Annotated in this window: 19 protein-coding genes; 13 read left to right on the forward strand and 6 right to left on the reverse strand. The window is 47.2% G+C overall.

All coding sequences use genetic code 11. From position 1 onward, the window contains the following. The first annotated feature begins 16 nt into the window (after nt 1–16). The 5 genes from lpxD to C943_RS09600 all read left to right on the forward strand — a co-directional run bounded on the left by lpxD (nt 17) and on the right by C943_RS09600 (nt 4,426). Nucleotides 17–1,039: a UDP-3-O-(3-hydroxymyristoyl)glucosamine N-acyltransferase gene (gene lpxD / locus C943_RS09580; protein WP_008627093.1), complete on the forward strand. Its 1,023-nt coding sequence runs from the start codon at nt 17–19 to the stop codon at nt 1,037–1,039. Between the two features lie 43 nt (nt 1,040–1,082). Continuing rightward, nucleotides 1,083–2,477, forward strand: a complete 1,395-nt coding sequence (locus tag C943_RS09585; protein WP_008627094.1) for a bifunctional UDP-3-O-[3-hydroxymyristoyl] N-acetylglucosamine deacetylase/3-hydroxyacyl-ACP dehydratase — start codon at nt 1,083–1,085, stop codon at nt 2,475–2,477. After that, nucleotides 2,474–3,253 carry an acyl-ACP--UDP-N-acetylglucosamine O-acyltransferase gene (gene lpxA / locus C943_RS09590; RefSeq protein WP_008627095.1) on the forward strand — a complete coding sequence of 260 codons (780 nt, stop codon included), beginning with the start codon at nt 2,474–2,476 and terminating at the stop codon, nt 3,251–3,253. The genes C943_RS09585 and lpxA overlap by 4 nt, the downstream gene beginning before the upstream one ends. 5 nt (nt 3,254–3,258) lie before the next feature. Beyond that, nucleotides 3,259–3,891 (forward strand): ABC transporter ATP-binding protein, encoded by a 633-nt coding sequence (locus C943_RS09595; protein ID WP_008627098.1) that lies wholly within the window; start codon nt 3,259–3,261, stop codon nt 3,889–3,891. A 64-nt stretch (nt 3,892–3,955) separates the two neighbouring features. After that, nucleotides 3,956–4,426, forward strand: coding sequence for a hypothetical protein (locus C943_RS09600; protein WP_085988932.1), 471 nt, complete (start codon nt 3,956–3,958; stop codon nt 4,424–4,426). A gap of 53 nt (nt 4,427–4,479) precedes the next feature. Here C943_RS09600 and C943_RS09605 read toward each other — a convergent pair whose 3' ends face one another. Both C943_RS09605 and C943_RS09610 read right to left on the reverse strand, forming a co-directional pair. Further along, the gene (locus C943_RS09605) at nt 4,480–6,870 is read right to left on the reverse strand and encodes an endonuclease MutS2 (protein ID WP_008627100.1); all 2,391 of its coding nucleotides are present in this window, start codon (nt 6,868–6,870) and stop codon (nt 4,480–4,482) included. Nucleotides 6,871–6,879: 9 nt separating this feature from the next. Continuing rightward, nucleotides 6,880–7,212, reverse strand: a complete 333-nt coding sequence (locus C943_RS09610) for a DUF4296 domain-containing protein (protein ID WP_008627101.1) — start codon at nt 7,210–7,212, stop codon at nt 6,880–6,882. 122 nt (nt 7,213–7,334) lie between these two features. Between C943_RS09610 and C943_RS09615 the strand changes: the two genes are divergently transcribed. Genes C943_RS09615 through C943_RS09625 form a run of 3 tightly spaced genes read left to right on the forward strand, consistent with a single transcriptional unit; the run spans nt 7,335 to nt 10,135 of the window. Continuing rightward, nucleotides 7,335–8,213 (forward strand): DUF58 domain-containing protein, encoded by an 879-nt coding sequence (locus C943_RS09615; RefSeq protein ID WP_008627102.1) that lies wholly within the window; start codon nt 7,335–7,337, stop codon nt 8,211–8,213. Beyond that, entirely contained in the window at nt 8,206–9,102 is an 897-nt protein-coding gene (locus tag C943_RS09620) for a hypothetical protein (RefSeq protein WP_008627104.1), read from the forward strand. The genes C943_RS09615 and C943_RS09620 overlap by 8 nt, the downstream gene beginning before the upstream one ends. Continuing rightward, entirely contained in the window at nt 9,089–10,135 is a 1,047-nt protein-coding gene (locus C943_RS09625; RefSeq protein ID WP_008627110.1) for a vWA domain-containing protein, read from the forward strand. Before C943_RS09620 ends, C943_RS09625 begins: the two co-directional genes overlap by 14 nt. Before the next feature lie 3 nt (nt 10,136–10,138). On the opposite strand, the gene C943_RS09630 is transcribed toward C943_RS09625, so the two are convergent. Together C943_RS09630 and C943_RS09635 are read right to left on the reverse strand one after the other, a co-directional pair. After that, complete coding sequence (locus tag C943_RS09630) at nt 10,139–10,783, reverse strand: hypothetical protein (protein WP_008627113.1); 645 nt, start codon at nt 10,781–10,783, stop codon at nt 10,139–10,141. Nucleotides 10,784–10,867: 84 nt separating this feature from the next. After that, a complete protein-coding gene (locus C943_RS09635) occupies nt 10,868–11,815 on the reverse strand; it encodes an NAD-dependent epimerase/dehydratase family protein (protein ID WP_008627115.1) in 948 nt (315 codons plus the stop codon). 150 nt (nt 11,816–11,965) lie between these two features. Between C943_RS09635 and kbl the strand changes: the two genes are divergently transcribed. Next, nucleotides 11,966–13,162 (forward strand): glycine C-acetyltransferase, encoded by a 1,197-nt coding sequence (kbl, locus tag C943_RS09640; protein ID WP_008627116.1) that lies wholly within the window; start codon nt 11,966–11,968, stop codon nt 13,160–13,162. Nucleotides 13,163–13,269: 107 nt separating this feature from the next. Here the strand turns inward: kbl and C943_RS09645 are convergent, their stop codons facing one another. Together C943_RS09645 and gndA are read right to left on the reverse strand one after the other, a co-directional pair. Next, on the reverse strand, nt 13,270–14,640 hold the full coding sequence (locus C943_RS09645) for an amidohydrolase family protein (protein ID WP_008627117.1): 1,371 nt from the start codon (nt 14,638–14,640) through the stop codon (nt 13,270–13,272). Nucleotides 14,641–14,654: 14 nt separating this feature from the next. Next, nucleotides 14,655–16,571, reverse strand: a complete 1,917-nt coding sequence (gene gndA, locus C943_RS09650; protein WP_040479980.1) for an NADP-dependent phosphogluconate dehydrogenase — start codon at nt 16,569–16,571, stop codon at nt 14,655–14,657. 32 nt (nt 16,572–16,603) lie between these two features. On the opposite strand from gndA, the gene C943_RS09655 reads away from it, so the two are divergent. The 4 genes from C943_RS09655 to C943_RS09670 all read left to right on the forward strand — a co-directional run bounded on the left by C943_RS09655 (nt 16,604) and on the right by C943_RS09670 (nt 23,107). Next, nucleotides 16,604–18,079, forward strand: a complete 1,476-nt coding sequence (locus tag C943_RS09655) for a DUF294 nucleotidyltransferase-like domain-containing protein (protein WP_008627121.1) — start codon at nt 16,604–16,606, stop codon at nt 18,077–18,079. A gap of 265 nt (nt 18,080–18,344) precedes the next feature. Next, the gene (locus tag C943_RS09660) at nt 18,345–20,672 is read left to right on the forward strand and encodes a PIG-L family deacetylase (protein WP_008627122.1); all 2,328 of its coding nucleotides are present in this window, start codon (nt 18,345–18,347) and stop codon (nt 20,670–20,672) included. Nucleotides 20,673–20,753: 81 nt separating this feature from the next. After that, nucleotides 20,754–21,638: an ROK family protein gene (locus C943_RS09665; RefSeq protein ID WP_040480287.1), complete on the forward strand. Its 885-nt coding sequence runs from the start codon at nt 20,754–20,756 to the stop codon at nt 21,636–21,638. A 101-nt stretch (nt 21,639–21,739) separates the two neighbouring features. Continuing rightward, the gene (locus C943_RS09670; RefSeq protein WP_008627124.1) at nt 21,740–23,107 is read left to right on the forward strand and encodes a cystathionine beta-synthase; all 1,368 of its coding nucleotides are present in this window, start codon (nt 21,740–21,742) and stop codon (nt 23,105–23,107) included. Nucleotides 23,108–23,259: the final 152 nt, after the last annotated feature.

The following is a 23,259-nucleotide window of genomic DNA, read 5'->3' on the forward strand; positions in this document are numbered from 1 at the left end:
ATACAATCGCGCACGCATGGAGTTTTCCCTCAATCAAATCGCAGCACTCATCAACGGACAGGTAGAAGGTGACGGCAGCCTCACGGTCAGCCGAATCGACAAAATCCAGGAAGGTATGCCAGGAGGCATCAGTTTTCTTTCCAATGCCAAATACGAGTCTTTCATCTACGAGACGAAAGCCACTGCTGTGATTGTGTCTGAGGATTTCAATCCCCAAAAGCCGATTTCCACCAATCTGATACGCGTCAAGAATGCCTACAATGGTTTTACACAACTTTTGGAAACCTATGAAGCAATGGTCAAAGGTCAACAATCCGGTGTGGAAGAGCCTTCTTTTTTTCATCCATCCAGCCAAATCGGAGCAAACCACTACCGCGGCGCTTTTTCTTATGTAGGAAAAAACACAGTTTTAGGTGACAATGTAAAGATTTTCCCACACGCCTACATTGGTGACAACGTCCGCATCGGCAACAATGTGACGGTACACGCGGGGGTGAAGGTTTACAACAATACCGAAATTGGAAATAATTGTACCATTCACCCCGGGGCAGTCATCGGGGCCGATGGATTTGGATTTGCGCCACAAGAAGACGGCAGTTACAAGGCAATCCCGCAATTGGGTAATGTGGTTTTGGAAGATCATGTGAGCGTTGGCGCCAACACGACGATAGACTGCGCAACGATGGGATCCACTTTGGTCAAAAAAGGCGTGAAAATCGACAATTTGGTGCAAATCGCCCACAACGTAGTCATAGGTGAAAACACGGTCATTGCTTCCCAAACGGGCATTTCGGGATCTACAATAATTGGAAAAAACTGCGTAATTGCTGGCCAAGTGGGAATTGTGGGGCATATCAAGATCGCGGACAACACGACCCTCGGAGCCAAAACCGGCATCATCAAAAGCGTGGATACACCTGGAAAAACACTTTTTGGTTATATAGGATTTGAGGTAAAGGAATTTTTGAAGTCCTACAGCGTATTCAAAAAACTTCCCGATATACAGGACAAAATCAAAGAACTGGAAAAAAAGGTTTAAATTTGCCGCCTAGTAGCTAATTCAGGAAGCGAAAATCGGACGAATGAGAGTCAAACAGCATACGATCAAAAAACAGGTTACCTTATCAGGAGTCGGACTCCACACAGGCGTAATCTCCAACATGACTTTTTTACCTGCCCCTCCTAATCACGGCTATAAATTCCAGCGCATAGATTTGGATGGTATGCCCATCGTAGATGCTGACGTAGACAATGTGGTGGATGTATCAAGAGGAACAACCTTGGAACAAAACGGCGCGAGGGTTTTCACGGTTGAGCATGTGTTGGCCGCATTGGTCGGACTTGAAATCGACAACGTTCTGATTCAACTTGACGGACCCGAACCACCCATCATGGATGGCTCCTCGATCCAGTTTATCCATATATTGGAAGAGGCAGGCTTGGAAGAGCAAAATGCGCTTCGCAGGTTTTTTGAGGTACCAGAAAGTATTACCTACCGTGAACCGGCCAGGGAAGTGGAGATTGCCGCTTTGCCATTGGATGACTACAGGGTGACTGTGATGGTTGATTACAACTCTCCGGTACTCGGTAGCCAACACGCTTCTATCACCAATATCAGCCAATTCAAGGATGAAATAGCTTCTTGCCGTACATTCTGTTTCCTCCATGAGTTGGAAATGCTCTACAATCACAACCTGATCAAGGGCGGAGACCTCAACAACGCCATCGTTGTAGTCGATCGAGTGGTGGAAGACAAGGAATTGGAGCATTTGGCCAAGATGTTCAACAAGAAAAAAGTCGAAGTCAGGAAAGAAGGTATCCTCAACAATGTCGAGCTCCGATACAAGAATGAACCCGCAAGGCATAAATTGCTCGATGTGGTGGGTGATTTGGCTTTGGTAGGAAGACCTCTAAAGGCGCAAATTTTAGCGGCCCGTCCAGGCCATGCAGCGAACGTCGCCTTTGCCAAGAAAATAAAAAGGGTCATGGAAAAGGCCGGTCCGGTGAATATTCCCCACTATGACCCCAAACTCCCACCGGTCATGGATATCAACCAGATCAGCAATATCCTTCCCCACCGCTATCCATTCCAGTTGATTGACAAGATCATCTATCTGGACGATACCGTCGTCGCAGGCGTAAAAAACGTAACGATCAACGAGCCGTTTTTTATGGGGCACTTTCCGGGAAATCCTGTGATGCCAGGCGTTTTACAGGTAGAGGCGATGGCCCAAACAGGAGGGATTTTGGTTTTGAGTACCGTCGATGATCCGGAAAAATATTGGACCTATTTTTTAGGTATTGAAAGTTGTAAGTTCCGCAAAATGGTTCTCCCTGGAGATACACTCGTGTTTAAATGCGAGCTCTTGGCCCCGATTAGACGGGGAATCGCAAAAATGAAGGGAGAAGCATATGTGGGAAACACATTAGTCTGTGAAGCAATTATGACCGCTAGCATAGTCCGTAAAGAAGCATGATCAGTCCACTAGCATATATACACGACAAGGCCAAGATCGCCAATAATGTCCACATCGAACCATTTACCATGATCCACGACAATGTGGAAATCGGTGAAGGAACATGGATAGGTTCCAACGTTACGATTTTTCCAGGTGCCAAAATCGGAAAAAACTCCAAGATATTCCCTGGTGCCGTGATTGCGGCAATACCGCAAGACCTGAAATTCCACGGAGAGGAATCAACAGTGGAAATTGGTGACAACACAACGATCCGCGAATGTGTCACCATCAGCCGTGGTACGGTCGATAAGCGAACCACCAAGGTCGGTAACAATTGTCTGCTGATGGCTTATGTCCATATCGCTCATGACTGCATCGTCGGAAACAACGTCATCATTGCCAACTCGGTGCAGGTGGCGGGGCATGTGTCGATTGATGATTGGGCGATCATCGGCGGTAGCAGTGCGGTGCACCAATTTGTCAAAATCGGCATGCATTCTATGATTTCGGGTGGTTCTTTGGTCAGAAAAGATGTGCCGCCCTTTACAAAAGCAGCCCGTGAACCACTTAGCTATGCGGGGGTCAACAGTCTGGGTCTTAGAAGACGGGGCTACTCCAGCGAAGTGATCAGCCAAATTCAGGAGGTCTACCGATATCTGTTTTTAAATAGCCTCAACAATACCCGCGCACTGGAAGAAATCGAAATCAATCTTCCCGCCACCAAAGAGCGGGATGAGATCGTCAACTTTATCAGATCTTCCGAGCGCGGTGTGATGAAAGGCTATATCAGCTAGGATGGATGGAAGTCCTGCTGCAAAATATTTCGAAGCGCTTCCAATACGAATGGATTTTTAAAAATCTGGACCTTCAGATTGCCGATGGATCTCGTTGGGCAATAACCGGCAGCAATGGTTCGGGGAAGTCAACGCTTTTGAAATGTATCTCGGGACTTCAACCATTGACTGAAGGGACAATTTCCTATAACATTCATGGCGAAACCATCCCCTCCGAAGAAATCTACAATCACCTAGTGATTTCGGCACCCTATCTCGAACTCCCAGAAGAGTTCACTTTGAGCGAGTTTCTGCAATTCCACTTCAGCTTCAAGCAAATAAAGCCAAGCCTTACCCACAGGCAAATGTTGGAAATCATGTATCTCATCGGGCAGGAACACAAACCGATTTCACAGTTTTCTTCCGGAATGAAGCAGCGATTGAAGCTGGGAATTTGTTTTTTTTCAAAAACAAATTTAATTCTGCTGGATGAGCCAACTTCCAATTTAGATGAAAAGGGAGTCAAATGGTATTTGCATTTGATCCAACATTTTTCGCAAGACGCCACGATTTTCGTCTGTTCCAACGACCAAAGGGAATACAGCTTTTGTGACAATCTTATAGAAATCGAGACCTACAAGCCAAATCGGATGCTTTGATATTTCAGGTATATCACTATTTTTACGAGGAAATATCAACTAAAAAATTATGCTTAAATCACCAATGCGCACTCTCCTAGCACTATGCGCGCTACTTCTAGTATTCTCCTGTAAAGACGACGGAGAAGTGGATCCTCCCAAAACCCCTGAGGAACTTGCAATTGAAGATTTAACTGGAAGCGGAACAATCACCTGGGCAGTGGCTGGAGGTGGTTCTGTTACTCGTGATGGACGTAACGAAACGAACGTTTACCAAACTTTTGAGCTGACTTTAAATTCATCTCCAGGAAAAACCTACACCTCCATCAACGGTGCAGACCTATTTGATGCCGGAGGAAGCTGGGCATTCGTGACAGGCAGCCTTGACAAAATCATCCTTGATGGTTCCAAACCTGCCGCCAAAATCCCGATTTCCTTTACACGGACAGGAGACAATTTGATTTTGACATTCTCCATTGTTGCACCAAGTGGTAGAACCATGCCGAATGGCGCCGTAGCCGGTAACTATACATTCACATTGAGAAAAAAGGCATAAAGTCTATTTTCATGAAGAAAAAAGGGATTCCGACAAAATCGGAATCCCTTTTTTTATGCCTTGAGCGTCACAAGGGTCACACCCGCGCCTCCCCTGTCGGCGTGTTCATCTTCCAACTTGGATACCGAATTCATCGACCGCAGCAGGTTTCTGGTTATTTCCCTCAATATGCCATCCCCTTTGCCATGGACAATACGCAAGTCCTTCAAACCCAACATAAACCCATCATCGACAAAATTCTGCACTAAGGAAATGATCTCCTCTGCACGCTTTCCCCTGATGTCGAGGTTTGGCGAAAAATCCATCATTTTCGCATTGGTGTCAAAGCCAACTCTTCTGGCAAGGGATTTTTTTTCCTTTTTCATTTCTCCCAATGAAATCTTCTCCAAGCGATTCAGTTTCACGTTCGATTTCAGATCTCCGATGCTGATTTCGGCCTCATTCTTTTTGAGGGCCATCACCTCTGCAATCGCACCGCTGTCCTTCAATCGCACGTGATCACCCACGGCAATCTCCCCTGAAATGACCTTGATGGTTTTTTCGGGAGCTGGAGTTTTCTTCTCTGGTTTCACCTTTGCCTTCAGCTGCTCGACCTCTTGCCTCAGTTCCTTTGCTTTATCTTTGTCGGCCTGCGTGCGGCGGATTTCGGAAATGGTATTTTCGATCTTCCTGTTGACATCGTCCAAGAGTGCTTTCGCCTCTGTCTTCGCCTCTTGGATATACTTCTTTTTGTTTTGCTCCAAGGATTCCTTCATCTCGGCATATTCCTTCATCCGCTGATCAAGGATCCTTTCTTTCCTTTTGTTTTCCAGCAGGAGGGATTCTTGCTGCGCCATTTGGTTCTCGAGCTTGGTAAGAATCTTATCGTACTTGACACGCTCTTCTCCAATATGCTCCTTGGCATAGTCGATGATATCCTTGGCGATTCCAATCTTCGAAGCGATCTCCAGTGCAAAGGAGCTTCCTGGTTTGCCAATATCCAATTGGTAAAGCGGTTCCAATTTCTCCACGTCATAGCGCATGGCCCCATTCACCAAGCCTTGGTTTTTGGCGGCCACCTGTTTGAGGTTGCCATAGTGGGTTGTGATCACCCCATAGGCTCCGGTACTGTTGAGAGCAAGTAGAATCCCCTCGGCTATCGCTCCACCAAACATCGGCTCAGTCCCTGTACCAAACTCGTCGATAAAGATTATGGATTTCTTGTCAGCAAATTGGGTGAAATGCTTCATGCTCATCAGGTGTGAGCTGTAAGTACTGAGGTCGTTTTCGATATTCTGCTCATCCCCGATGTCGATGAAGAAATCATCAAACACAGTGCAAACAGAATGACTGTCCATCGGCACCAAAAGGCCACATTGGAGCATAAACTGGGCCAAGGCCACTGTTTTCAGCGTGACGGATTTCCCGCCTGCATTGGGCCCCGAAATAACCAAGAGCCTTCTGTTATGGTCTAGGCTGAGGTTGAGTGGCACGACTTTCTTCCCTACCTGTTTGAGGGCAAATTCGAGCAGAGGATGTCTTGCATCGGACCATTGAAGTTGACGCTCCTTTTTTAAAATGGGCTTGTGTGAATTGGTCTTGATCGCAAACTTTGCCTTGGCCCGAATAAAATCCACCATTCCCAAAAAATGATAGGCCTTACGCATCTCGGGTATGAAGGGTCTCATTGTATCCGTGAGCTTAGTCAAAATCCGTTGGATTTCCCTCCGCTCCATGTACTCGAGGTCCTTCAGCTCATTGTTGATGTCCAAGACTTCGGCTGGTTCGAGATATACAGTTTGGCCAGTAGCTGATTCATCATGGATGAATCCCTTGATTTTTCGCTTGTTTTCTGCCAAAACCGGAATGACCATCCTGCCTCCCCTGACGGTAATGGATGCGTCATCGGGCGTCATCCCCTTCGATTTGGCTTCTCGAAATATACGGTCCAATACCTTTCTAAGGCGGTTTTCCTCGTACAATATCTGTGACCGAATCAGGGATAGTTCCTGGGAAGCGTTGTTTCTTATTTTTCCCTTTTCATCAAGTATCCTTTCTATCGCTCTCAGCACAGTATTGTCCAATGCAACAAGGCCCAACAATGCAAACAGACTCGGATACGCTTCCTCATGATCCTTGAAAAACTCGATGCACCGGCTGAGGGTAAAAAGTGAAAGCCTGATTTCGTGGAATTCTTCTTGATCCAGAAAACTTCCCTCTATCCTCGCCTTGTCAAGGTAGGGATTCGCATCGGTGTAGTTGGATGAAGGGAACAACTCCCCGGACCCAATGATTTTCTTGAATTCATCTGTCTGTTCAAGCAGCCTCGAAACCAGTGACAAATCCTTTGAAAAGGACATTTTGTCCACGAATTGGATACCTAAAGGTCCAGAACATTCCTCTTTGATTAGTTCCCGGATCTTGGTAAAGCTGATTTTTTCTTCTACGTTTTGGGGATAAAGCATGAATCGTACCTATTTGCCAGAAGATTCGATGACGTGCAGGGAATCAATGGTCCTGGCATAAATCCTGTCCATCACCCGAAGATCCCGCATATAATACTCAAGGCTTGCTCTAAAAACCGAGTCGCTGACCGCATGTTTTTCAAAAACCTCATTTTCCAAATAGGGATACAATACCCTTGAGGAATCAAAATGTATCGGAAACGAACTGACTATCCCCTCTGCCAAATGGATATCCGTCAGGATTTGAACCATTTTGTCTTCCGAGAGCACGCCTTCCGGCTGCTTGTCAGGACTGCAGGAAAAGGAAAGGATCAAGCAGAAATGGAGAAATATTTTTTTCACGAACCAAAATTAAGGAAATCCAAGATATAGCCGTCGAATTATAACATGGTAAACTCCCGAACATCCCATTTCGTTTTTAAATTCAAATATCAGGCTTAATTTAGGCCCGCGAAAACCCCAACATGAACCAACTCCTCAAGAAGCTCAGACGGTATGAAATCATGATCCGGAAGGTGGTCAACAACCAGCTTCAGGGTGACTACCAATCGATCTTCAAGGGATCTGGGTTGGAGTTTGACGACCTGAGACCCTATCAATATGGGGATGATTTCAGGACGATCGAATGGAAAGTTTCCGCCAAAGGCCACGGCACTTTCGTAAAGACCTTTCGGGAGGACAAAGACCAGTCGGTTTATTTTTTGCTGGACATCAGCGGTTCGCAGGATATCGGCGACGAAGGCAAAAAGAAAATCGATATCGGAAAAGAAGTGGCGGGGGTACTGACTTTGGCCGCGGTCTTTGAAGGAAGCCAAGTCGGCTTGATTTCTTTTTCAGACCAAAAAGAAAAAATCATCCTTCCCGGCAAAGGTCCCAAGCAGGGCATCAAAATCATCCAAGGGATATTCGGCCACAAAAACATATCCCTCAAAACAAACTTGAAGGAAATGTTCAACTTCGCCCTGAACATCATCAAGAAAAGGAGTATTGTCATCGTGATTTCTGACTTTATTGATCAAGGATACGAACGACCATTCAAGGCATTGGCCCAAAAACACGATTTGATTGCGATCCAAATAACCGATCCAAGGGAATCCGCGTTACCTACTTTGGGGATCATCCCGGTCTATGACAAAGAGCAAGGTAGGACGACTTGGGTGAATACCGCCTTTGGGAGTTTTTCTAGAAAAATTCTAGAATCTTTCAGCTCAGAACGCGAACACCTCCAAGATGTCTGCAAGAAAAACCAAGTCAACTACCTCGAAATCAGTACAAAGAATGACATTGTCCTGCCACTGATAGAACTATTCAAGCACCGTAACCGAACCATGAAGCGTGGGTAAAATCTTGGCCTCCATATTGTTGATTTTGGGATTCTTTGTCCGGCCGGTTTTGGCGCAGGATATTGAGGTGGAGGGCTATTTCATGCAGGATTCAGCGAAGCTGGGCGAGCGGGTTGCCTATGTGCTCAAAGCCAAATATCGCCCCGGCACGAATATCATTTTCCCGGATTCCAGTTATAATTTCGAGCCTTTTGTTTTGCTTGAGAAAAAATCCTTCATCTCATCTACAACCGATGACGTGACATTGGACTCCGCCGTGTACTATGTGTCGAATTTTTCGCTCGACCCCGTTGCACGGCTGTCATTACCGATTTATGAAGTCTTTCGATACGATAGTCTGGAGCACAAACCCCTGGAAGCCCAACTCGCCCTGAAATTGACGATTGACCCGCTTCCCGAAAACCTCGCCTTCAAGGACAACAACGTCTACCAACCCATACCTACCGAATTCAATGTGTTTGTTTTGGTTATCGTCCTGGTGGTAATGCTGGTGGTCGCTGCCGTCGTTTTGTTTTTCTTCGGAAAAAAACTCAAGCGAATATGGCAAAACTGGCTCGAGAAACGCAAATACAAACGCTTCCTCAGCCGGTGGGAAAAAGCAGAACTTGCCTTTGCTTCCCAACCCGACATGGATCATGCCGACGAGTTGCTAGGGCTTTGGAAAACTTACATGGAGCATCTCAATGAGCAACCTTTCAGGGAATGGACTACCACGGAGATTTCGGAATTCCTTGACAACAAAGACATCATCAAGGATTTCCGCGCGATCGAATCCATCATCTATGCGGGGCAATCCGGAAAGGACATCAGCGAAAACTGTCAAAATCTAAGGGAAGTATGCGCCATGGCGTTCCAAAAGAAGATAACCGAACCCGATGAATCCAAATAACATCAGCGACTTTTTCTCCTTGTTTTGGTTCCTTCCCGAGACATTCCAGTCCTATGATTGGGAAAACATCTGGGCTTTGCACCTGCTTTGGATCGCTCCGTTGGTAATGGGTTTGCGGAAGTTTGTCAAATTTCTAAAAAACCCCGTGTTGGAGCTTTCCCTTCCGGGTACGGTTTCACAAAACAATCCATGGACTTATCTACGTCTCATTCCGGGAGTACTTTTTATACTCGGACTGTGGATGGTGATCATCGCACTCGCCCGTCCGCAGAAAAGCAACGAGCGTGTCGAACAATACACCGAGGGCATCGATATCATGCTGGTGATGGATATATCGGAATCGATGGACCTACAGGACTTCAGCCCCAACAGGCTGGAAGCGGCCAAGCAAACGGCGATTGATTTTGTCAACGGCAGGTTTGGCGACCGGATCGGAATGGTGATATTCTCAGGAGAGGCTTTTTCGCTGGCTCCTTTGACGACAGACTACAAGCTGCTCACCGATTTGGTGAAGGATATCACCTTCAATATGATGGACGCCAAAGGCACCGCGATTGGCAGTGCGCTGGCGGCAGGCACCAATCGCATGCGGGAATCAGAATCCAAAAGCAAGGTCATGATACTGCTCAGCGACGGTGAAAACAACGCCGGAAACGTCGATCCGATCTTCGCTGCCAATCTCGCCGCGGCCATGGATATCAAAATCTACACGATTGCCGTGGGCAAGGATGGCATGGTACCCTATGGCGTGGATTTCTTTGGACGGCCGCAGATGATTGAGAGCTATCTGGACGAAACCACCCTGCGGGATATCGCGCGCATCGGCGGCGGGCAATTTTTCAGGGCTTCCGATGGAAATGCGCTCGAGCAGATTTTTGACCAAATCAATACCATGGAAAAAGCGGAAATCAAGGAATCCCGCTACAAGGAAACTGTGGATTTCTATCGGGTGTATTTGTTTTGGGGCATCCTCTTTTTCCTCATTTGGATGGGGCTGAAAAGCAGCTTTTTCAACAATTTCCTCTTGGATTAAGGCCTATTCCGCCAGTGCCTCCCGTGTCAGCTGCTCAAACAAAATGTAGGTGGAGTAAAACGTAACCGGAACACTCACCAACAATCCGACACCAAAGGTCAAAATCCCGCCGAGATTGATCAACAACACAAGTAAGGTGTAGACAAAAAACTTCCACCAACGCACCGTGATCAGTTTCCGGCTTTCCTCCAATGCGCTCCAATAGTCAAATCCCCCAAAAATTGCCATTAAGACCGCAAAATTGTAAGCTACTGCCAGGTAGACTCCCGGAATGATAAAAGCAAAAATACCCAGACTCACCAAAACCTGCCCTACCAGCCAAATCAAGACGGTCGGAAAATAGTAGGTGAAACCTTTGAAGAAATCCGGATACACAACGGGTTTCCCAGCACTGATCTTGAAGGCCACGAGATAAAAACCCGAATACAAAGGAGGGGCAAGCAGCAGGCCAAATAGGAAAAGGAATTTATCAAGATAAACCAGCGCCAGCAGCTGCAAGGAAAAAATCAGCAGCGTAAAGGCCATGCTGAAAAGCGGCTGCTTCAAAAACATTTCCCAAGACTTCCGGAACACCAGATCCAGGTCAAAGTCATAGCCTTTTTCCCGAAGTGCGGCAAGACGTTCTTGGTTCGTGTTGGTTGAAGTCATTTTCAGATCAGATAGAATTCATTGGGTTGGAGGCAGCACAAGCCAAATGCCACACTTTACGATAGACCGCAGATAAATGCCCACCTAAAATTTGTAAGTGGGCAAATGTTTCAGGATATCGGCAGTCATCTTGGCAAGGTCAAAGTCGTGCTGCCAGCCCCAATCCTGCCGAGCTCGGCTATCGTCAATGCTGTCGGGCCAAGAATCAGCGATCGCTTGGCGGAAATCGGGCTCATAACTGATCTTGAAGTCGGGATAATGAAGCTTGATGCTTTCATAGATTTCCCTTGGACAAAAACTCATCGCCGAAAGGTTATAGCTCGAGCGGATCTTGACACTCTCCCGTGGTGCCTGCATGAGTTGGATGGTGGCTTTGATGGCATCGGGCATGTACATCATCGGCAGATAAGAATCTTCTCTAAGAAAGGATACAAAATGCTCCCCTGCTATCGCCTTGTGGTAGATATCCACGGCATAGTCAGTAGTTCCTCCGCCCGGCAGAGACTTGTATCCGATTAGCCCTGGATAGCGAAGGCTGCGTACGTCAACACCGTATTTTTCAAAATAGTACTCGCACCAGCGCTCCCCGGCTTGCTTGGAAATTCCATAAACCGTATTGGGTTCCTTGACACAGTATTGGGGTGTCTGGACCTTGGGCGTATTGGGACCAAACACGGCAATGGAAGAAGGCCAATAGATTTTGTCCATTTTTTCTTCCTTCGCAAGCTCCAATATGGAAAGCAGGCTGTCCATATTCAACCTCCAGGCAAAAAGCGGGTTTTTCTCGCCCGTGGCGGAAAGCACCGCGGCCAAATGATAAATCTGAGTCACACTTTCGGATTTCACCAGTCGGCGGACAGCCGCATCGTCCATCACATCAAGGACTTTTGTCTTGCAGCAATCAAATTTTTCAAGTGATTTTGGGTTGATGTCGGTAGCGATTACCTGCTCGCCACCATGGATTTCGGCCAAAGCCTGTGTCAGTTCTGAGCCCAATTGCCCGGCTGCACCAATGATCAAAACGCTTTCCATGAGTAAAATTTTCCGACAGATGGACTTCTATGCCCCCTGAGGTTTTTGATTATATTTGGGATTGAATGGCGCAAAAATAGTGATTTCAGCCGATGTACGGCACAAGGGCGCCACAAGTGTTTGAGCTTTTAAAAAAACTAATTCCAATCCATGTACGATACCCTAAAACCCAAATTAGAGAAAGAGTTGCAGGAAATCCAGTCTGCTGGACTTTTCAAGAAAGAGCGGATAATCACCTCCCCCCAGGCTGCGGAAATCACCATCGCCGGCGGACAAAAGGTGTTGAACTTCTGCGCCAACAACTACCTTGGCTTGTCATCCCACCCCAAAGTGATCGAGGCGGCCAAGAAAGCCATCGATACGCATGGATTCGGTATGTCTTCTGTCCGCTTCATCTGCGGGACGCAAGACATCCACAAGGAGTTGGAGGAAAAGATTTCCAAGTTCTTGGGTACAGAGGATACAATTCTATATGCAGCCGCTTTTGATGCCAATGGCGGTGTATTCGAGCCTTTGTTTGGTCCGGAAGACGCCATCATCTCCGATGCCCTGAACCATGCCTCCATCATCGACGGTGTCCGCCTCTGCAAAGCCATGCGCTACCGCTATGAGCACAACAACATGGAGGACCTCGAAGCCCAACTCAAGGATGCCGATGCCAAAGGTGCCGTTCAGAAAATCATCGTCACGGATGGGGTCTTCTCTATGGATGGCACCATCGCGCAACTGGACAAGATTGTCGCTTTGGCTGAAAAATACAAAGCGGTAGTCATGTCAGACGAATGCCATTCCACCGGATTCATGGGCAAAACCGGCCGCGGCGTACACGAATACCGCAACGTCATGGGCAAAATCGACATCATCACCGGTACCTTGGGCAAAGCATTGGGCGGTGCTTCGGGCGGCTTCACCTCAGGCAGAAAAGAAATCATCGAACTCCTCCGCCAACGTTCAAGACCTTACCTGTTTTCAAATACCCTCGCGCCTTCGATCACAGGCGCATCGATTGCCGTGTTTGATTTGCTATCCGAGACGACCGAACTCCGGGACAAACTCGAGGAAAATACCAAATACTTCCGGGCCAAGATGACTGAGGCAGGATTTGACATCAAGCCGGGAGAGCATCCCATCGTTCCGATCATGCTTTACGATGCGGTATTGTCCCAAAAAATGGCTGAAAAGCTGCTGGAAAAAGGAATCTATGTGATTGGATTCTACTTTCCCGTCGTGCCGAAAGGCCAAGCCCGGATCCGCGTTCAGATTTCGGCCGGACATGAGCGTCACCACCTAGACAAGGCGATTGCAGCTTTTGTTGAAGTTGGCAAGGAACTGGGAGTTGTAAAGTAAAAAAAAATTATCCCGTGCCATGACCCTTCCATCATGGCACGGGATTTTTTTTAGTGGCTGGGAAATCAGGGTCCAAAATACGCTACTGCCATCATTGGCGGACTATTTCACCTCCTCACATTCTTCTCCTCTATCCTTTTCAGCTCGCTTTGAATCTTTTCCTTGCTGATCCATTGACCGCGGAGCATCAGGCCTTCAATGTTTTTGAGTCGGCTGAGATCTTCGAGTGGGTTGCCTGACACCAAGACAAAATCTGCCGCAGCACCCGACTTGATCACTCCATAGTGCCCATCTTGTCCAAAGTAGCGCGCGATGTTGGCCGATCCAGACTTGAGGATTTCGACAGGTTCCATTCCCGCTTCGTGCATGGACTTGATTTCATTGTGGATCGAAAAACCGGGTACGTTGAACACCTGCGGGCTATCCGAACTCATCAATATCGGAACTCCCGCTGTATGCAAAGCCAACAGCATTTTTTGACGGAATTCAAGGTAAGGCTTCACGATCTCTTCCCGAAGCATGCCCTGGTTTTCCAACAGTTTTTTCTGGTTGACCCATTGCTGTATTTGGACTCCCGGGAGGTACTTCATGTCGGGTTCGAGCCGAAACTGGTCGGCAGGTATATACCCAAAAAACCGTTCAAACAGCGTAAGGGTCGGCGCAATCCAAGCTTTGGAATCCAATGTCATTTGGACCAATTCAGGGATTTTGGACATGTCTGCATAGGGAAGCGCCATCATGCTGAACGCTCCCGCCACCTGGGGATCAAGTTTGCTCTTGTCTGCAACCAGTGCCTCAATATATCCATCCATGTGCTCCACGGACTTGTAGCCATGTTGGAGGGAATTGGCAAGGCCCACGTCCAATGAAACGTGGCCGCCAAAGATGATACCCTCTTCTTTCGCAGTGTTCGCGATCGCCAAAAACCGCGGCATATCCAATCCTGGATGCAGCTTGAGGTGGTCAAATCCACCGGCTTTCTGCTCCCGGACCATTTGGGCGCCGTGCTCCGGACTTTGCACAGAGCCTCCGTTCAGGGAAGGACCCGCAGCAAACAGGCGTGGGGAAATGATTTCCCCAGAGGCCACTTTTCCCTTCAACTCAAGATGTGAAGGATGCCCCATCATTCCCCTTACATTGAGAATGCCGTTAGCGATGTACAGCCAAAGGATATCCTGGGTATAGGAAAAGTCCCCCTCTGCGGATGCAGGCGGAATATGGGAGTGCATTTCTGCCAAACCAGGATGTGCAAAAGCTCCTTTTGCGTCTGTTTTGGTAATATTGGTCGGTATGTTTCTGGGCGGTGATGCCTTGGGGAATACGGCTGTGATTTTTCCTTCTTGTACCAAAATGGACTGGTCGCGAAGTATTTGACCCGACTCGACGTCGATGATGTGGACGTTTTGAACGAGCATATCCTGCGCAGCACACGCAAGAGAAGCACATGCCGCGACAAATAAAAGAAGGAGCTTTTTCATGGTTAAATTTGGGTTTAAGATGGGTGTGGAACACTGGCTTTCCAATCACTGTGGAAAAAGGCCCCACTTGGGTCGTCTTTGCGCTGATAGGTATGCGCACCGAAATAGTCTCGTTGTGCCTGAATGAGATTAGCGGGGGAATCGGTCGTGATGCGGCTGAGGAAATAATTGGCAGCGGCTGACATGACAGGCAGCGCATGGCTATGCTGCAAGCCCAAGCCAACGATGTACGTTAGGTCCAATTTCATTTCCTTGATTTTTGATTTGAGTGATTTGGTGGTGAAAATGGACGTGTTGTCCTTGAAAATTCCCACCAACTGCTCCATCATGGTAGAGCGGATGATACAGCCATTGGTCCAAATACGGGCAATCTCGCTGAGATTGAGGTTCCAGCCTTCTTTTTCCGATACCGTCTTCATCAAGTCGAAGCCTACTTCATGGTTGATGAACCGTGTGAGGGCATAGGCGTTTTTGAGTTTCTCGATCAAAATGACCTTATCCTCCGCAAAGGCGCCGAATCTGTGTCCATAATATTCAGCCAATTCGACCCGATTAGATTTGTTGCTGGAAAGCATCCGGGCAGTCACGGCTTCAGACAAAGGACTATAAGGCACTTGAAAGTTCAAAGCAGTGGTCAAGGACCAGCTGCCGGTTCCTTTTTGGCCCGCCTTGTCCAAGACCATATCCAGCAGATATTCCCGCCCATCCCTTACCAATAAAATATCGGCAGTAATTTCCAACAAATAGCTCCTTAGGCCTTCATTTGCCCAATTCTTCAACACTTTCGAAATTTCAGGATAGGTGAGTTTGAGTCCATATTTCATCAATTGGTAAATCTCAGCCAAAGCCTGCATCTCAGCATACTCGATGCTGTTGTGCACCATTTTTATAAAATGCCCGGATCCGGCGGGGCCGATATACTCAACGCAGGGATTGGCATGGGCATCTTTTGCGGCGATTTTTTGCAGGTAGGGTGCCAAGATATCGAAGGCTTCCCGGCTTCCACTCGGCATCAGAGAAGGACCTCTACGAGCGCCCTCCTCTCCACCGGAAACGCCCATCGCTACAAAGTGAAGACCCTTTTCCTCCAAAGCCTTCACGCGTCGATTAGAATCCTCATAAAAAGAATTCCCGCCATCAATCAGGATATCTCCCTCCTGCAACGAGGACTCCAATTGGGCGATTTGTTGATCAACCGCCGCACCGGCAGGGATCATCAGGAGTATCTTCTTCGGGGATTGAAGCGATGAAAGAAAACCTTCCAGATCATCAAATCCCTTCAACAACGGAAATTCAGTATTCTCCTCAGCGAACTGGCTGGCAACGTATTCCTCTTTCCCCTCCACAAAACGGTTGTAAACCGAAACAGGAACGCCCTTTTCAGCAAAATTCAACGCAAGGCTTTTCCCCATTACACCCATGCCGATGATGCCGATATGGGAAGCTGCTTGGGATATTTCAGGATAAGACAACACCTCCTTTACCATTTCTTCTGGACTCTTCGTAATATCGATGTGATAACCGTATCCAGGTTCCTCCCAAGTGTTGAGTTGCGAATCGAGCAAATCGGGGTTCATGTAATGGCCCTTTCTTGCGGCCATCCTTTCGGCAATCACTTCCTTCATGCCTTTGAGGTGCAGCCAAATAATGTCCGGGACGGTTTGAAGCCTTTCCCGATATACTTCCCGTAGCGCAGAGCAAGCCAAAATCCCCCCACCGGATGATTCCCATTTTTGGATATTCTCCGCTAGGTGATCAAGCCAAGGCCAACGGTCGTGGTCGGTCAAGGGAATACCGTGGGTCATCTTCTCGATATTTGCTGTGGGATGGAAGTCATCCGCATCATAAAAAGGCAAATGAAGATTCTTTGCCAAAAGGGAGCCCAAAGTGGTTTTTCCGCTCCCGGATACACCCGTCACAATGATTATCATAGCCGAAATTAAGAAAATTAATTATTTTCACCATGTTTACTTACGCAGGGCAAATGGCTGCTTCAGAAAATCTTTCCGATCATTTTTATACCAAAAAAGTCGCCGACCTGCATCACCGTAGGCTGTTGGTTTTTCATCCCAAGACTCCCGTTTCCGGCGTGGCAGCGGCCATGGCCGAAGAAAAAATGTCCTGCGTATTTGTAGGTCCTAGGGAGGATGACATCCAAGGCTATGTCACTGACATCACCCTCCGTGACAAGGTATTGGCCAAAGGAATATCTGCGGAAATTGAAGTTGCGGAGATAATGGATTCGGGTATCGTCTTTATCCCAAGACAGGCATTTCTCTATGAAGCTTTGCTGCTGATGTTTCGAACAAAGACGAGGTATTTGCTCGTCCGCGAACATGGAAAATTTGTCGGGTGGATATCCAGAAACAAGATCCTCTCCGAACAGGCGCAGGGACCGTTCATGTTTATCCAATCCGTGAAGCAAGCCTTGGACACTGAGGAACTCGCCTCGAAATGGGCGCAACTTCCCTCGATTATCCACGATTTGTTGTCAAAGGGCATGAAGGCCCAAATCATCAACCAAATCGTCACGGCTGTCTCTGACGCCATTGCGCTCCGGATCATCGAAAACGTGATCCATGAAATGGGCCCGCCACCGGCAAAGTTTGTCTTTTTTGTATTGGGAAGTGAAGGACGGTCCGAGCAAACGCTTAAGACCGATCAGGACAATGCAATCATTTACGAAGATAAAGCCAATGAGCAACGGGAGATTGTGCGCGAATACTTCCTGGAGTTTGCAGATCGGGTTTCCACCGACCTGGACCGGGTCGGTATCATATTCTGTAAGGGTGGATACATGGCCAAAAACCCCAAGTGGACCCATTCGCTATCGCACTGGAAGCGCAACTATGAAAACTGGATCCAAGAGTCTTCACAGGAAACAGTAATGAAGTACGCAACCTTCTTTGACTGCAGGCCGATTTTCGGGGATTTTTCGCTTTTGGATCAATTGAAGACATTTATGGGAGATTTACTTGAAAAAGCTCCGGAGCGCTTTTTTGTCAATATGGGTTACAATGCGCTGCAATTTGAACCTCCACTTTCATTTTTCAGGGGTATCAGAACCTACGAAATTGATGGGGAAAAACATTTTAACATCAAAAAAACGATGACCCCCATTGTTGACTTGGCCCGGGTATATGCCCTACACCACAGGATTTTTGAAACAAATACCGGAGAAAGAATCAAGGCGCTTGAATCATTGGGTGTCTTTTCACACAAGGAAGCCAATGAACTCAGCCACGCGTACTACTACCTGATGGGACTTCGGCTCGAAAAACAGTCGCTACAATTGCTTCAAAAAGATGAAAAAGCCTCCAACCATGTAAATATTGACCATTTGACGAAGGTCCAAATGGTCACATTGGTGGAAATCTTCAAAGTGATCAAAGAATTTCAACTGAAAATCAGGGTGGCGTTTACTAAAAATATATTTTAGCAAATCGAAAAGATCTTTTTTAAATTTTTTATAAAAGTCTATGATTTTATACAAAAGTTTTTTTATTTTGTGTAGAAAATAAAATCCCAATAAAATTTCTTATTTGGAAAGATTGGTAATTGCAATGCAGATTAGAATAAACCAATCTTCTAAAAAGGGAACGATTACCAAAATTAATGATCGGAAGAAAGATTTCTAACCGAAACTTCTCCATGACAAATCCAGAGTACGAATCTGATAAACCCAGCAACATAACTCCATCTATATGCTCAGCAAATATCCGCTTTCAGAAGTAGAAAAAGCCTTTCAGAAAGAATCAGGAATTGAGAACATCAGCACGCTGATACCGTACCTCACGGTCGATAACTTCCCAAAGCTCGGTTTGATCACGGCTTGCCGATTTTTGGAATGGGTTTCCGAAAACCCCCAAGGCGTCATCAGTCTTCCGACTGGAAAAACTCCCGAATACTTTATCAAATGGACGCAGTTCCTTTTGGAAAATTGGGACACAAAAAAAGGGAAAGAAGTGCGGGACCGCTACAATATGTCAGCCCTAAAGAAGCCCAACCTGAAGGATTTGACATTTGTGCAGATCGATGAATTCTACCCGATTTCTTCCAAACAGAAAAACAGCTTCTTCGACTACGTCAACAAATTCTACCTGGAAGGATTTGGAATGAGCAAGGAAAAAGCCATCCTGATCAATTCGGACGAGATCCCTTTGGCTGGCGGCAAGCACTTCAAGGAGGTTTTCCCTGATTTGAAGGTGGATTTGTCCCTCCGCTTCCGCGATCCGATAAATGCCCTCGAAAAAATCCAGCAGCAATCCATTTACATGATTGACCATTGGTGCGGGCAATATGAACAGCGCATCAGGGATGCAGGCGGCATAGGGTTTTTCTTGGGCGGAATTGGTCCAGATGGACATATAGCATTCAATACGCGGGGATCGCACTTGTTTTCGACCACGCGTCTGACAGAAACAAACTTCGAAACCCAGGCCGTAGCCGCGGGGGATTTGGGTGGGATCGAGGTTTCTGCCAATAGACTAGTGATTACAATTGGCCTTGAAACCATTGTTTACAATCCGGAAGCAGTCGGCATTATCATCGCCGCGGGTGAAGCCAAAGCCCAAATCGTCAAGGATTCTCTGGAAACACCCCTGAGCAATATCTATCCTGGAACAGTACTGCAAAAACTCAAAAACGGACGTTTTTACCTGACCAAAGGTGCTGCAGTTCGCCTGACCGATTCCGTGGACGCCTATTACAAAAAAGGCGAATGGACCTGGGAGAAAACGGAAAGATCCATCATTGATCTTTGCAAAAAGATCCAAAAGTACGGCCACAGGCTCAAAATGGAGGACCTGAAAGCAGACAAATACACGTCGATGATTCCGGGGCTGTCCGAAGACACGGTCAACCAAGTGATGAAAAGTGTGGTTGAGAAAATCAACCGCGGTACAGAAAAGGAAAAAAACCAAGTACTGCTACATACCGGCCCGCACCATGATGATATCTCTTTGGGGATTTTGCCACACATTACAAATCAATTGGCGGAAAACACCAACGAAGCCCATTTCTCAGTATTGACTTCGGGCTTCACGGCCGTGACAAATTCATTTGTGATCGATACGCTTTTGCAGACCAAGAAATTGCTGGACGAAGGCTTGATCCAAATGGTCCATTACGATGACTTTTTTGACGTAGGCTACAAGCTGAAAACCGATAAGGATGTCTATCACTTTCTGACCAATGTGGCTTCCGAACACCCCGACCAGAGAATAAGAGGTCTATGCCATAGGGTCGTGCGGGCATTGGTGGACATTTGGGAAGTGAAAAGTAAGGCCAAGCTGCGCGAAACCATCAATGACGTGATCAGCATTCTGAGAAACTCCTATGACGGCGAGAAAAACCCGGCCAAAATCCAGAAGCTGAAAGGTATGATCCGGGAGTTTGAGGAGGAATTGGTTTGGGCGCATTTTGGGGTACAGGTCAAAAACGTCCACCACCTGCGCTTGGGCTTCTACACTGGTGACATTTTCACCGAACAACCCGATAAAAAGCGTGATGTGGAACCGATCGTGGAATTGTTCAGAAAAGTTAACCCAACTAAAATAAGTTTGACATTGGACCCAGAAGGTTCTGGGCCAGATACCCATTACAAGGTACTTCAAGCAACCGCAGAAGCGGTCCGTCAATGGGGATTGGAAAAAGACTTGAGCGAATTGCGCATCATTGGTTACAGAAACGTTTGGTTCAAATTTGAACCCCACGAGGCCAACGTGATCGTGCCTGTTTCACTCGGAGACATGTCGGTGATGGAAGATTCCTTCACCAATTGCTACCTGAGTCAGGTAAATGCTTCCTTCCCTAGCTATTCGCACAACGGGAAATTCTCCACTGTTGCGAAAAGAACCTGGGTGGGACAGTTAAACGACATACAGTTGCTATTGGGTAAAAACTATTTTTACCTCCACGATACGGCAAAGGTTCGGTCAAGCCACGGCCTGATATTCTTCAAGGATATGAATGTCGAGGAATTCTTGGCCCATGCGAGGGAATTGGAAAAATCCATCGAGGGAATGCTTTGAAGTACGAGAAAATAAATGGCCGGGAAGAAAGTCCAGCGCAAACTTTCTTCTGCGGCCGTTGAACTTTTGAACAATAAACCTATGCTGAAAACCGAAAGACCTATTCTTGGCTTGGACATTGGTGGCACCAATATCAAAGCAGGCGTGCTCGTCGGATCCGAGTTGGTGGATATCCGAATGATCGAAACTCCCTCACAGGAATCCCAGGAGTACATCCTCGAGACGATCGCCGATCTGATTGGCACCTATCTTCACCACGATTTTTTTGCGATTGGAGTAGGTATTCCAGGTCTGATAGACACGGATTTGGGCATTGTGCTCAATCTTGAAAATATCCCTTCCTTCAAAAGGGTACACCTCCGGGAGTTTTTGGAATTGAGGTTCGGCAAACCGGTATACATCAACAATGACGCGAATTGCTTTGCGCTTGGGGAATACAAATTTGGCGCAGCAAAAATCTATAAGCATGTAGTCGGAATCACGCTTGGCACCGGACTTGGCGCAGGCATTATTGCGAATGGACACCTTTATTGTGGTTTCAACTGTGCGGCGGGCGAATGGTGCTCAGCCCCCTATTTGGACCAAGACTTTGAGTTTTATTGCAGTTCCAAATTTTTTTATGCCAAATACCATGCAAAGGCAAAATCACTTTCGAAGCGGGCGAAAGATGGAGACAAAGAGGCATTGCGCGCTTATGCGGAATACGGGCACCATTTGGGTGAATTGATCAAAAACATCCTGTACACGCTAGCGCCCCAGGCAATTGTCTTAGGTGGATCGATTAGAAAAGCTTACCCCTTTTTCAGGGAAAGTATGCTGGCCAATATCGCCACATTCAAGTATCCCTCCGTGAGTGCCAACCTCAAGATCCTGATTTCGGAGCTGGATGAAACAGGCATACATGGCGCAGTGGCGCTAGTGGATGAATATGCCGTACCCGCTGAGCCCGTTGAAAAGAGCATCTGAGGCAACCGTTATTTTTTCAGAATAATATTTGGATTCGTCTGCCACGACTCACTTGGGTCTGTAATAATTCGTACCTTTCGGCAGATTTGAACCCAAATAGTATGATCTACAATTCCATTATCGAGACCATTGGCAACACCCCCATGGTTCGCTTGAACAGAATCAATAAGGGCATCAAAGGAGAAATCCTCGTCAAAGTCGAATACTTCAATCCCGGGAACTCCATGAAAGACCGGATGGCCATCAAGATGGTAGAAGACGCCGAAGAGGCCGGAATCCTAAAGCCCGGAGGCACCATCATCGAAGGCACGAGCGGCAATACGGGAATGGGCTTGGCCTTGGCGGCAATAGCCAAGGGATACCGCTGCATCTTCACAATGGCAGACAAACAATCCAAGGAAAAAATCGATATCCTAAAGGCCGTCGGGGCCGAGGTAGTCGTTTGCCCAACCAACGTTGCACCCGAGGATCCTCGATCATATTATTCCGTAGCAAGACGTCTCAACCAAGAAATCCCGAATTCATTCTACCCCAACCAATACGACAATCTCTCCAATTCCCTCGCGCACTACGAAACGACCGGCCCCGAAATCTGGAAAGATACAGAAGGCAGAATTACGCACTATGCGGCGGGCGTCGGCACCGGAGGCTCCATGTGCGGTACAGCAAAGTACCTCAAGGAACAAAACCCCGATATCGTGACCGTGGGCATCGACACCTATGGCTCAGTTTTCAAAAAATATAAAGAAACAGGAGTATTCGATGAAGATGAGATATACCCCTATCTGACCGAAGGTATCGGCGAAGACATTCTCCCAAAAAACGTAGACTTCTCACTCATTGACCATTTTATCAAGGTCACGGACAAAGACGCTGCCGTAATGACAAGGAGGCTTTCCCGTGAGGAAGGGCTCTTCGTGGGCTGGTCCTGTGGATCGGCTGTACACGGTGCCTTGGAGTATGCCAAAGAAAACCTCAAGGAGGGTGACGTGATGGTGATCATCCTGCCAGACCATGGCACACGCTATCTCGGCAAAATCTACAACGACGATTGGATGCGCAACCACGGCTTTCTCGAGGACAAATCTTTTGGCACTGCAAGGGATATCATCGCCTCTAGAAATGGCAGCTACAGGCTGGTTGTCTCCCAGAAAAACGACAACGTAAAGGATGCTATCCACCTGATGAACCAAAAGGGCGTATCCCAGATTCCCGTCGTGGAAGATGGTCAGGTTGTGGGGAGCATTACCGACAGCAAACTGCTTTCCAAGATCATCGAAAATCCAGAATTGAAGGATGCAAAAGTTTCCGAGGTGATGGAAACTTCGATGAAATTTGTAGCCTTGGACAGTACGCTTGATGTGCTCAGCAGCATGCTCGAAAAGGAAAAAGCGGTCCTTGTCAGGGACGACAAACACCAAATCCACATCGTCACCAAGCATGATCTCTTGGAGGCCATGACCAAGTAAATATCTTTCAACATTATTTGGAAAGGAGATAGGAGGCGCAATAAGGTTTCGAGGCCATTCGTCGCAGAAATCGAGAAACCCTGCATCTCCTACTCCCATTTTCCCCGATTCTCACATCCTGTTTGCGAAAATTCCAAAATTCTGTAATTTGA

The sequence above is a fragment of the Mariniradius saccharolyticus AK6 genome (assembly GCF_000330725.2).
GTDB classification, from domain to species: domain Bacteria; phylum Bacteroidota; class Bacteroidia; order Cytophagales; family Cyclobacteriaceae; genus Mariniradius; species Mariniradius saccharolyticus.